This is a genomic window from Oleiphilus sp. HI0043 (genome assembly GCF_001634935.1).
Genome location: NZ_LWEY01001178.1, coordinates 1 through 12,040, shown reverse-complemented (window position 1 = coordinate 12,040; position 12,040 = coordinate 1). Strand labels below are relative to the sequence as shown.

The following is a 12,040-nucleotide window of genomic DNA, read 5'->3' as shown; positions in this document are numbered from 1 at the left end:
TATGCGCCAACACGACGCCATTGACGACTGCGCCTTAAGCGTACGAGAAGTCCGTGCCGGCGATACGCGGCTCATCGCTTATGTTGTATGGAAGAATAGCCCGATTAGTCTCAGTGAACTTCGTGAGCACCTGCGACAGCAATTGCCCCCTTACATGGTGCCGCAGCACCTTGAAGCACTCGGGGAGTTACCACGCACCCTTAACAACAAGCTTGATCGAAAAGTCCTGCAAAGCTGGAACCTAACTCAAATGTCTGCCGGTGAATCGCGTCAAGGCCCCGAGACAAGCACAGAAAAGTGGTTAGCTCTCTGCTGGGGAGAAGTATGCGGGAACCATGATATTAACAAATACGATAATTTCTTTGATATCGGCGGCCATTCATTACTTTCCATTCAAGTTATTCATAAAGTGCAAGCGCATTTTAACGTTGAACTGAAGCCTCGAGACTTACTACTGGAAAGCTTACATCAACTAGCTGAGCTAATAGATCAGACCACAAAAACAGCCGCTACAGAAAGCTCAGCGGCTAAAGGTCTTTCTGACGAAACCAATAAAACAGAGCTACATTCTCCCGCAACGCAAACAATCCACCCAGTATTCTTCGGTGATAGTAAATTACCTCTTTACGGCGTAATACATGAGCCTGGTGCGGGCGCTTATCGTAGCAAAGCAATATTATTCAGCTCTCCGATCGGACATGAGTATTTTCGCAACTATCGAATGACCCAGCTACTTGCCACTAGCCTCGCTAAACAAGGCTTTTATTGCATGCGTTTTGACTACCACGGCGTGGGTGACTCCACTGGTGAGTTTTCTACTCAAAGTATCGAAGAATGGCAACAAGACCTTATCAAAGCATATGAGGAGCTAAAAGCCCGAGCAGGCGTTGAGCAGGTGGTCTGTGTCGCCTCACGTTTAGGCGCCTCAATTGCTACATTAGCCAATACAAAGTGCCAGTTTAATGAGCTAGTCCTTTGGGACCCGATTCTCAATGGCTCCGACTATCTTGGTAAATTAGACACTCTGCAAAAACAAGTACTTACTCAAAACTGGCATTTCAGTGTTAGAAGGAAAAGCAGTGACCTAAAACAGGGTGAATACCTTGGCTATCAATACTGTACGAAATTACAAAAGCAAATAGACTCTCTAAGACTGGCAGACCAACTCAATAGCCTTAATGATACGCCATGCACCGTCATCTCAACGACCGAAGATGAAAGCTTAAGTGCGACAGGTGGGCAGCATATCAACTACCAACATATTGATGATGAAGGCAATTGGTACTTCTACAAGGACATTGACCGCTCAATCTCAACACATAATATCAACCAATTTATTTTAAAGAGCTTAAGTCAATGATTGAACAAATTCAGAGCTTTGGCCCACAGCACCACCTTCAGGGTATCTATACTGCTCCAGAAGAAGACTGCAAGAAGCCTTGTTTCTTGATAATTAATGCTGGTGCAGTTCATAAATCAGGCCCTTTCAATTTGCATGTACATCTCGCAAAATTCTTGGCTGATCTAGGGTATGCCAGCTTTCGATTTGACCTGAGTGGGCAAGGTGATAGCACCCGCATCGCATCACCTTCTTCTCGAACAGAGCAAATTACCAAGGATATGCTTGCAGCCTTGGATTGCCTTGAAGCTCAGTTTAACCACTGCAGTGTAATTTCTTTTGGCCTTTGTACAGGTGCCGAGAACGCTCACAAAATTGCTGTAAAGGATGATCGTGTCAAAGGTTTAGTTTGGATAGATGGCTATGGTTACCTAAGTCCAAAGTTTAATCGTGTGAAATTTCTCAAAAAGCTATCTCAGCCCTTCAACCTGATTAAGGCTTTAATTAAGCGGCTGACTAAAACCAAAGCTATGTCTTCAGAATCGAGCGATAATCAAGCAAATAATGTTGATGACTATGTCTGGCGCTTGCCGGAAAAAAGTCAATATAAGGCCGACATGGAAGTATTGCATCAACGCGAAGCCAAGTGCCTATATGTCTACAGCGGAGGGGTACAGTCCTACTACAACTATCAGGGACAAATGAAAGATGCATTTCCTGGCGAGTTCTTCACGCAAATATTTGAAGAAGTCTATTTCCCCAAAGCTGACCATACTTTTTTCATGCTGAACGATAAGCACAGCTTGTTCGACGCGATTAAAAACTGGTTAAGCAGACATTACTAAAGTGAGGCAAGGATGCTTTCGATTAAACCAACAACCACCACCATCGGCCTTTTTTTTGTAATGGTTTTTGCCTCGTACTGGCTATTCCTGAATAAGACAGGCATCGATACTTCTGATCCTGGTGATGCTGCGTTTCCTGTCGCAATATTAGGTGATTCAGACAGTCATAGCTATCGAGATAAATATGACAATAAAGCTAGAGGAGGCGACTTCCATAGCGTCACTTACAACTGGCCAGCACTATGGGACAGATTTCGATCTGAGCAAGTTAATCTTGGAGCATTCGGGACATGGGGTGAAAGTTACCGCTGGGCAAGAATCAAGAACTGGCTTAAGCTCCCTGCCCGAGCCCCCAAGAAATTAGACTTCGACTATAACTATGCAGTTTCCGGACTTCGCTGTCAGTCTTTGCTTGAAGGCTGGCCCTATCAAGCAAAATGGCTGATCTCTCGCTTGCAGCGCTCTCCGGACTTCTGGGAAAAGGGGCTGGTCATCATTCGAATCGGCGTAAACAATCTCGGCTCAACCAAACTATTAGAACAATGGGGAGTCAGCGGCTTAGACAAGACAGCTAAAGACGTTGTCAGTGAGTGTGTCCGTCAGATCACCGAGGCAACCGAGCAATTATTGGCGAGCCACCCTTCTGTAAAGGTCGCTGTTCTTGGTATGTGTCGAGACTGCAATTTAACCGAAAGCTATAAACATTGGCCAACATTAGAAAACATCAAAAACCGAGACCAAGTCCTGGGTAGTTTTGATCGTCAGCTAAAAAGTTACGTTCAAGATAAGAAACGCGTATTATTCATAGATGATGTCGCCTGGCAAATAAAGCGATATAGTGACCGTTATAATGAGCCCATAAACCTTGAAACCCGATTAGCTGATAAGGTCACCATTAAGAGTCGTCAAGGCGATCACCCTAGCAACCTGATATTGGCCGACTATCATGCTGGAACAGTCTACAACGGCTTTTGGTTAAATAACCTGATCGAACAACTTAACCAAGGTTTTAAGCTTCAATTAAGCCCTTTATCCGAAGAAGAAATACTGCGTGTGATTCTGCCCGTGTTATCAAAAAACGAGTGAATAAGTAGATTTTCAAGAAATAGCTAGCCGCACAAGCTCTTCCACTAAGAGTACTAGAGAAAAAGGAATGCAAAATGTATAAATACATAAAACTAGATCAAGAACAGCAGTTCTCCGACTTCAACAAAAGGTCATTCAAATTTAACCAGTCTGTAGTGGAGACACCTCTAGCATCACTTGATAGTCTATCTGAGTTAGTCCTCAGACTTCCCCCGGAGCACGTGTATGCCAGCTCTAGTAAAGTCGACATCAATGCAAATCTTGATACAGCTCATAAAGAACATAAAATAGAATGCTCATTAGAGCACGCACTGGAAAATCTGGCGACTTCAGACTCTTTTGTGATGGTTAGAAGTCCTGAAATTGACGAACAATATAAAGAGCTATTTACAGGGCTAAAGAACGACCTTGAACAACTTGCCCAAGAACTAGGTACAGAAATTACTGACTCAACACTCTATCTATTTATCACGTCACCAAATGGCACAACGCCTTATCACATCGACCGGTATAGCACTTTCCTTATGCAACTTACGGGCACTAAAGAAGTCTATACGTGGGAACCCTGGAATAAAGAACAAATTAGTGATGATGAACTGGAAACATTTGTAGCCAAAACCCATAAAGTAGCACCAAGCTTACGGGACGAATTTGTTAACACCTCAACAAAAACTTTTATTAAGCCAGGTGAAGGCGCTCATATTCCCTATTTAGCACCACACTGGGTAAAAACATGCGATGAAGTTTCAGCCTCAGTATCAATTATCTTCAACACGAAAGAAACTCAGAAGAAAGGCTTAGCCTTGCGCTTTAATGAATTAGTTAAGAGGAGACTGGGAATCAAGCTAAGCCCTATATCCGGTGACAAAAAGATCAGTGACGCCATAAAAGTATTCCTATTCAAAGTGGCCGCCAAGCTATTGAGTGGTAAAGTCTAAAGCTATTATTTACTCTTAACAGAAATAGGGAAACTCAAATGCCGTTACAAACAAGCCCAAATATAACACGACTAAGCTTTGGGCTTCTTCTACTTCTATATTTACTATTTATTCTAGCGGCAAGCTTTTACCTAACAGGAAAGGCACCCAGCACAGAAAGTGCAATCCAGACCCTACTCGAAAAAGGGAGTGCATTTTCTTTTAATTTTCACAACCTAAGAGATGTTGCTACGAACATACTGCTGTATATGCCATTGGGCTTTCTTTGTTCCCTATATATAGCGAGTAAATCCTCTCCTAGATTAATGAGCCCCTATCTGTTTGTTGGTTTTTTAGTCAGTACACTAGTTGAAATAACGCAAGCATTTATTGGGCGCTATTCCGATATTTCAGACGTAATATCAAATACTTCAGGTTTTATCACGAGCTATTTTGTCGCCTATATTGCACTAAAGCACTTTCACTTTTCACCTTCTAGCTTACTTGGTATAGAGCAAAAATCAGATAATGCGGCATTGCAAAACATATCTGGAATCCGGTTTATCTATATAGCGGTCGCTTATATAACCTGTTTACTACCTCTTAATATCACCGTCTCATTATCTGATATCTATGCAAAGCTAAACAGTCAAAACAGTGACATGCCACGCTTGATTCTTGACCCCTTTTTCCACTTTTCATCCGCATCAGTAGATTGGCAGTACTTAACGTTGAATTGTATCATATTCATACCACTTGCCTTTTTAAGCGCACATATTCAAATAAAACGCCAAACACCTAACATTCTAGTACCCGCTGTCCACTGCCTTTTCTTTTCATTGTGCATTGAAGTATCAGAAGTTTTTATAAAGTCAGGCAGGAGCGATATATTCATGCCTTATATGGCATCGATGATAGGCTTATCTATTTCATTGTTATGCATCAAGCTATACCAGGAGCCCAGTGCGCACGTAAATAGCAAGGATAAACAAAAGTATGATGTACTATTGTCTATCGTTTTATATTCTTTATTTTTATTTTCCGTGGCGCTATCTCCCTTTGATTTTGAGTTATCACTCAAAGCAATAAAACAAAAGCTTATCTACGATAGCAACGTCATACCTTTCAAGGCTCACTTCTCAGCACGGTCAATTGGCGCCGCAGTTGACATCGTTCGAGAAGTCCTACTCTATTTACCCCTTGGCAGCTTATTATCACTATACCTGAGTCTAAAATATAAAACGCTCGTAATTCTTACCGTCACCTTGTTATATGGATTGAGCATTGAACTACTGCAAGTTCTCGTTATTGGTCGTTATGTCGATTTAACTGACTGCTTATTAGCATCGCTAGGCGGGCTTATTGGTGCCACCACGGCACATTTATTCGCTTCGGCTAGTCCGTCAGTGAAGGAGCATTAACCGAGCGCTACAAAATTAGACAACACTCGGAACTAAAGCCAGCCCTTTCTTCAGCTTTCACAGGCAAAGTGTTTAGCCTTGATAACACTTTTGATACTCTTCATTAGCAGACTCCAACGAAAAGTTCTCAATCATATGCTCCCTTGCTTTTTCACCCAAGCTTCGACGCAACTCATCATCTTCACATAATTGTGTAATAAGTTTTGTCAGGTTCTCAACATCAGCATACTCATATAAAAAGCCGGTTTGATCATCCAATACTAACTTAGGGCTATCCCCCACATTTGTCGCTATCACGGGTATTCTTCTCGCCATAGCTTCCATAATGGCCAAAGAAAGCCCTTCCTGCTCAGAGCAAACCGCCAAGACATCGAAAGAGCCGTACACCTTATCTCTATCAAGCTCCATCCCGTGAAATATACACTGCCCATCGTTCAAAGCCTCTAAAGCCAAAGCTTCTAACTTGCTGCGTTCAGGACCATCACCAAAGAAGTGGATTTCTATCTTTTCTCTCAATGTAGCATCCAACCGACTAACCGCATTGATCAGGCCTTTCTGCCCTTTCAATGCCACCATGCGCCCCACAGAACCTATACGAAGCTTCGTTGACTCGATGTTAGCCACTTGCAGTGGTACAAACACACCATTGCTAATCGTCACAAGTTTTGACTCTTTCCAACCGTGCGTATTGTAGAAAGCCTTCTTCCCTGCATCAGAGACAAAAGTCACCCAAGATACAAACAAGTTGGCGAAACGATGAATTAAACGCCACTTCTTACTCGCCAAAGGAGCGATTCCATGCCTTGTATAAACTATTCGAACCCCCAACAAAAATAGAAAAGGCAATAGAGGAACAAAAAAGCGTAAACCAAATGGACTATGGATATGCAATACGCTTTTGGAAGACTTTGTACGGAAATAGTGCCATACCGCCTTGTAGTCACGAAAACGGTCACCTGAAGATAAAATACAATTCAGGGATTGCTTTGATGCTTCGGTATCTAATGCACACTCTTCGGAAGAGCAGGAAAATACCTCAACATGATCACCGGCTTGTTCTTGTACCGCCGATAAGTCCAATACAAAGCGTTCAGCACCACCAACCTTAAGGCTAGAAAGAACATGTAGAACCCTTGCGCCACCGTTTACTGCCATATAATGTGAATCCTTCGCTCATGTCTTGATAATTTCACTTTACTCTATCGTAGAATCGAGTATAAAACTATTCTGAATTATTATTGTTACATTGCTTACTTGGGTCGACTATGGAAAATCTAGCTCAAAAACCAGTTACTATTGTTATTTCACCTAGGGACAGATACACCGGCTTAGAAAAGTGTATCGAAAACGTCTACCAGTTTACCGATTCAAAACTGTTCAACCTAATCATACTTGACCTAGGCTACCCTAAGTCGATCATAGAGTTAGCAAAAAAGGCCCTGCAAGGAAAAGATAACGCCAAAATTATCGACTACGGCTTTATCATCCCAATCGATGCAATGTCGAAAGTGCGAAACGAAATAAATACTAAATACACTGTTTTCTTAGATAACGATTCACGCACAACTGAGGGCTGGTTACCGCCTATCATCGAAACAGGTGACCAAAAAGAAGCAGCTGTCATCTACCCCGTAACCCTGGAATCCTCTGGCGTTGATGAAGGTGCAGACTTGCGCAATCACCTTTTTACCACCGAACTACGTGCAGTCGATGTAGAAAACACTCCCTACCTGATCGAAGAAAAGACCTTCCGTCGGACCTTACCAGAAGACCTGCCGCAAGAAGTGACTGAAAGCCAAGCGTTTGAGCTTCATTGCGTTATGTTCAATACCGAAGTCCTGAAAAGCCTTGAACTCCCGCACATGACTATCCGAGAGCACCTGGATATCGGCATGCAGCTGAAGAACCGAGGCCTAAAGCTTTATGTAGAGCCTCGTTGCAATATTATCTTTGATAACTTAGGCACTCGTGCCAGCCTCTCAGACCTTAAATACTTTAACTTACGCTGGAACAGCAAAATCACTGAGTCATCCAGCCGACTATTTGAGAAGCGATGGGGCTATAACTTCTACTCTGAGCAATCCATATATAACTGGGCGATTAGGCGACGCATATTCCTGGTTTTAAGGTGGATGCATATTCCTAACGGCCTAGCGAACAAAATTGACCGAGTTTTCTTTGCAGTTAGAAGGCGTTTATTTCCCATCTGGGACCCTTTAAGTAACCCTAACGAACAGTCTCGCTTACTATATGATGATTTTGGCGGTAATGCGCCAGAGCAAAAAAGCCACGCTACGAAATAAAGTAACCGATATGTTTGCTGAAGGAGCAAAACCATTAATATTTTAATCGTCGCAAATTCTCTAGACAAAGGTGGCCGAACGAAACGAATCAGCCAAGAGAAATCTGGTCTTGAAGCACTTGGTCATTCCGTCTTTCTTGCATCGTTTGAGCCACCACCTTCGTGGGTGTTAGAACAACACCAGGACAGCACTAACTGGCTGTGCCTCACTAAGAAAGAAGGCAAGTTTGATTTCGCTCTGATCCGGCAATTAATCAACACACTAAAAACAATGAAGATCGATATTGTACATGCGCATTGTGAAGCTTCTGCACTCTATGCAGGTCTCGCATGTAAGTTAACACGAAAACCAATAATCGGTACTTATCACCGCTCAGAACTACGTTATTATCAACCCACCCTAAAGAACAAACTCTCTGCTTGGTTATTGAATCATTACATCGCTATATCGAATGAGAGAAAGCTGCGCATGGTGAATCAGCTTGGTATAAACGATAAAAAAACAACCACCATTCATGGTGGCGTAGAACTAAGCGAAGTACCCCAACCTGAAGGTAATGCGACACAAGCAGCAAAAGACAAGTTAGCACTTAATGGGCGTATTTTATTCTCTGCAGGTCATTTAGGGCCCATTAAAGGGCATGACGACAGTATCGAAGCCTTAGCACTATTGAAACAAAAGTCCCCTAAGGTTCTCGATAGCACTCACCTATACATTGCTGGCGACGGGGCACCTCAAGACTATGAGCGACTTAGAACGCACATTAGAGATAAAGGCCTGGAAGATAAAATCACCCTACTCGGCCAGGTCACCAATGTAATGGATTGGATGCAGGCCTGCGATATCTTTCTACAACCCTCCCGAGAAGAAGGTTTCGGCTTGGTTTTCATCGAGGCTGGCATATGCCATAAGCCGACACTGGCAACCCAGGTTGGCGGCATCCCTGACATCATCATTAATGAAGAAACTGGCATTTTGGTACCACCAGAAAGCCCCAAGGTATTGGCAGAAAAGTTAGATTTACTTTTAAATAACGACTCGCTCGCACAAAAGTTAGGAGAACAGGCCCACCAAAGAACCCTGGATCACTTCTTACTCTCTGACCAGATTCAGAAGTTGGAGAAAGTTTATCGTGATCAGCTCTAAACACAAAGCTCTATTCGGCATCTACTTACTTGCTCTTCACGTATTTGCCGCATTCTTGTTCAATAAAACTTATACATTTCAAAAAGTGCTAATCGACCTTGGCCTAGAGCAACGCCCCTACGTTAATAGTCCCACCTATAAAGCAACACTCGCCCACCAGTTAAGGCGAGATGGAAATACCTCTCCCGAGTCTATCGCATTCTTCGGAGATAGCATGATACAAGGCTTAAATACTAGCGCGATTATAGATAGAAGCGAGAACTACGGTATTGGTTTCGATACAACTGAAGGTTTGTTAAATAGATTATCTCAATATCGTTCAAGCCAAATTGCTAACACTATTATTATTTGTATTGGTACTAACGATCTTAGCATTCTTACTCCTGAGCAAATCGTAAGTAACATACTAAAAATAATTGACATAACACCAGAAACACAAAACATATATATTTCAGGAATACTCCCTATATCCCTAGAACGAAATCAGAAATTACAGCACCAAGCACCAATCAAGCAAACTAACCAACTCTTAAACAAAGCACTCAGACACAGCCTAAACACAACCTTCATCCCTCCACCCAATGAATTGCTGGATAAGTCAGGCCACTTATCTTCAAAGCATCATATCGGAGATGGCTTGCATCTGAGCTCATCTGGTTATGACATCTGGATAAACCACCTCAAAGACTACCTGAACATTCAACCTCTTAAAGAAAGTTTATAAACGAGTAGATATAAATTTCACCTATAAACTCTAGCGAGCTCTAGCTCTTTTTCTGAACAAAGACTGACCAAGGTCAAATACCCGCGTTTTTTATACGTATAAAATTCATTCCACCCGATTATCAAAACTGAGGTCTAAGGAATGAGCCAGAAAAAAGTAACATTAGTGATTTCTCCCAGGGATCGTTATAGCGGTCTCTCTGACTGTATCAAAAACGTTTATGAGCATACCGACAGTTCGCTATTTGACCTGATCATTCTTGATTTAGGTTACCCTTCGAGTGAAATCGCTTTAGCCAAAGAAGCCATTGCAGGAAAGGATAACGCCAAGATTATTTCTCACGGGCGCATAATCCCACTAGAAGGAATCAGCAAAATACGCGACCAAATCAAAACTCCCTTTACCTTTCTGCTAGATAATGACTCAAGAGTTTCTGAAGGTTGGCTCCCACCACTTATCGAAACTGGTGAAAAAACAGGTGCTGCTGTTATCTCCCCACTAACGCTAGAGAAAGATGGTGTCGACGGAGACTATACCCGTAACCATATCTATACCGTTGAGATCCGCACGATTGAAGTTGAAGGTAAAACTTATCTTATCGAGCATAAGCCTTACCGCCGTGAACTGCCTGAAAACATGCCAAAAGAAACCGTGCCGACTCAAGCATTTGAACTACATGGCGTCATGTTTAATACACAAGCCTTACAAAACATTGAACTGCCACATATGACAATTCGTGAACATCTGGATATTGGCATGCAGCTTCAGGCAAAGGGAGAGAAGCTCTATGCCGAACCACGCTCAGTCATCTACTTTGATAACCTGGGCACACGAGCTAACCTAAGCGACCTAAAGTATTTTGACCTTCGCTGGAATAGAAAAATCGGAAAATACTCACACGATCTATTTGAAAAGCGCTGGGGGTACAAATGGTATGCAGAAGAATCGGTCTATTTTTGGTGTCAGCGCAGAAGACTATACATAATTTTACGCTGGGCTTTTCTTCCAATAAAAGTTGCAAACCTACTAGACCGTATCGTCAGTAGCGTTAAACGGCGGTTCTTTCCTATTTGGGATCCGGTCAAGAACCCTCTTGAACATTCGAAATTACTGTATGATACTTTGGAAAACAATTCGCCTGTGCAGAAGAGTCACAACTTGACACTAAATTAAGTAACTTTCCGTGAACTACAATTAAGACGCTTTTGTTAGTTGTAGTTCACGAAAGCAAATCTTTGATCCCATAAAAGCCACACATGATGACAGTGTATACTCCATATACTATTTAGGAGTATCGACTCTTACGTACCAGTATCGGGCTTTCAAAGTATTTATAAGACACACTAGATATCATATATGTTAAAGCTAGCCCTCCTCCGTATCCCAAAATACGATCGCTATTAGACATTTCGCCACCATATCGTTCAATTAAATGAATAATTGGGTAGTGATATATATATAAGCCATAAGATATTTTTCCAGTGTATACCATAAACCGTCCTTCAAATAATATAGCTTTGAGCTTTGACGAGGAATACAACACGTATAGTATAAGTGCTAACGAGGAGAAGCCTACTATAGTATAACCAATACCAAACCCCCAGTTATTATCAAACATAGCCGGTGAAGACATTAGTCTCATTGCAGAAAATAGTGATTGCTGAGCCAAAACCTCCCCGATCACACAAAATAAAGTGACAGCAACAACGACACTCATACAAAACTTATATGGAGCTTGCCCACCATTCTTATGAATCAGAGCAACGAGAGAGCCATACAAAAACGCATCTGCTTGTGAGAAAGTTTGAAAATAAAGCTGCGTTACTACAAAGTCACGATCTAAGGCACCCCAAGACACTAAAAGCATTAACAAGAGCTTTGCCACAAGATAGAACGATAAAAGAGAAACAATTAAACTTTTCAAGCCCCTAGAGTAGAAATAGATCACAAATGGCCATATAAGGTAAAACTGTTCTTCGACTGACAACGACCACAGATGACCATATAATTCTGAGTGAGAGTAAGACTCAGAGGCTCTATAGATATTGAAAGTATAGGTAAGAAGATGAAGCCAGCCTCGTTGATCTAAAGACTCACCCCCCTGTGTCAGGATAGTTGTCGCCTCTGTTAATTTTTAATAATTGAATAGGAGGCGGTAAGAGAATATGAGTGAAGCATTATTCAAAAGAGTTTAAAGAAGCCATTGTTAAGAAGTGGCTTGAAAGTGGGTTATCATTAAGAACGTTTTCAGCCCAGGAA

The 12,040-nt window shown here is 42.1% G+C and carries 11 protein-coding genes; 9 read left to right on the top strand and 2 right to left on the bottom strand.

Annotation, left to right across the window (positions count from 1 at the left end; all coding sequences use genetic code 11):
- The 5 genes from A3729_RS13600 to A3729_RS13580 all read left to right on the top strand — a co-directional run.
- On the top strand, positions 1–1,360 hold a 1,360-nt coding region (locus A3729_RS13600; RefSeq protein WP_068633994.1), incomplete at its 5' end, for a phosphopantetheine-binding protein.
- Entirely contained in the window at positions 1,357–2,184 is an 828-nt protein-coding gene (locus A3729_RS13595) for an alpha/beta fold hydrolase (RefSeq protein WP_068511716.1), read from the top strand. The genes A3729_RS13600 and A3729_RS13595, both read left to right, overlap by 4 nt.
- Positions 2,185–2,196: 12 nt before the next feature.
- Entirely contained in the window at positions 2,197–3,270 is a 1,074-nt protein-coding gene (locus tag A3729_RS13590; RefSeq protein WP_068511715.1) for a hypothetical protein, read from the top strand.
- Between the two features lie 74 nt (positions 3,271–3,344).
- Positions 3,345–4,208, top strand: a complete 864-nt coding sequence (locus A3729_RS13585) for a JmjC domain-containing protein (RefSeq protein WP_068511712.1) — start codon at positions 3,345–3,347, stop codon at positions 4,206–4,208.
- A gap of 38 nt (positions 4,209–4,246) precedes the next feature.
- On the top strand, positions 4,247–5,608 hold the full coding sequence (locus tag A3729_RS13580; RefSeq protein ID WP_068511709.1) for a VanZ family protein: 1,362 nt from the start codon (positions 4,247–4,249) through the stop codon (positions 5,606–5,608).
- Positions 5,609–5,680: 72 nt separating this feature from the next.
- Here A3729_RS13580 and A3729_RS13575 read toward each other — a convergent pair whose 3' ends face one another.
- Positions 5,681–6,763 carry a glycosyltransferase family 4 protein gene (locus A3729_RS13575; protein ID WP_068511708.1) on the bottom strand — a complete coding sequence of 361 codons (1,083 nt, stop codon included), beginning with the start codon at positions 6,761–6,763 and terminating at the stop codon, positions 5,681–5,683.
- Between the two features lie 110 nt (positions 6,764–6,873).
- On the opposite strand from A3729_RS13575, the gene A3729_RS13570 reads away from it, so the two are divergent.
- The 4 genes from A3729_RS13570 to A3729_RS13555 all read left to right on the top strand — a co-directional run bounded on the left by A3729_RS13570 (position 6,874) and on the right by A3729_RS13555 (position 10,954).
- On the top strand, positions 6,874–7,911 hold the full coding sequence (locus tag A3729_RS13570; protein ID WP_068511706.1) for a glycosyltransferase family 2 protein: 1,038 nt from the start codon (positions 6,874–6,876) through the stop codon (positions 7,909–7,911).
- 33 nt (positions 7,912–7,944) lie between these two features.
- The gene (locus A3729_RS13565; protein ID WP_369820135.1) at positions 7,945–9,057 is read left to right on the top strand and encodes a glycosyltransferase family 4 protein; all 1,113 of its coding nucleotides are present in this window, start codon (positions 7,945–7,947) and stop codon (positions 9,055–9,057) included.
- Complete coding sequence (locus tag A3729_RS13560; protein WP_068511700.1) at positions 9,044–9,781, top strand: GDSL-type esterase/lipase family protein; 738 nt, start codon at positions 9,044–9,046, stop codon at positions 9,779–9,781. Before A3729_RS13565 ends, A3729_RS13560 begins: the two co-directional genes overlap by 14 nt.
- Before the next feature lie 141 nt (positions 9,782–9,922).
- Positions 9,923–10,954: a glycosyltransferase family 2 protein gene (locus A3729_RS13555; RefSeq protein WP_068511696.1), complete on the top strand. Its 1,032-nt coding sequence runs from the start codon at positions 9,923–9,925 to the stop codon at positions 10,952–10,954.
- Positions 10,955–11,066: 112 nt separating this feature from the next.
- Here A3729_RS13555 and A3729_RS13550 read toward each other — a convergent pair whose 3' ends face one another.
- Complete coding sequence (locus A3729_RS13550) at positions 11,067–11,825, bottom strand: acyltransferase (RefSeq protein ID WP_255376396.1); 759 nt, start codon at positions 11,823–11,825, stop codon at positions 11,067–11,069.
- Positions 11,826–12,040: the final 215 nt, after the last annotated feature.

Bases quoted from the DNA above. Each gene is read 5' to 3' on its own strand.
- A3729_RS13595 (WP_068511716.1), top strand. From the start codon at position 1,357: ATGATTGAACAAATTCAGAGCTTTGGCCCACAGCACCACCTTCAGGGT.
- A3729_RS13590 (WP_068511715.1), top strand. From the start codon at position 2,197: ATGCTTTCGATTAAACCAACAACCACCACCATCGGCCTTTTTTTTGTA.
- A3729_RS13585 (WP_068511712.1), top strand. From the start codon at position 3,345: ATGTATAAATACATAAAACTAGATCAAGAACAGCAGTTCTCCGACTTC.
- A3729_RS13580 (WP_068511709.1), top strand. From the start codon at position 4,247: ATGCCGTTACAAACAAGCCCAAATATAACACGACTAAGCTTTGGGCTT.
- A3729_RS13575 (WP_068511708.1), bottom strand. From the start codon at position 6,763: ATGGCAGTAAACGGTGGCGCAAGGGTTCTACATGTTCTTTCTAGCCTT.
- A3729_RS13570 (WP_068511706.1), top strand. From the start codon at position 6,874: ATGGAAAATCTAGCTCAAAAACCAGTTACTATTGTTATTTCACCTAGG.
- A3729_RS13555 (WP_068511696.1), top strand. From the start codon at position 9,923: ATGAGCCAGAAAAAAGTAACATTAGTGATTTCTCCCAGGGATCGTTAT.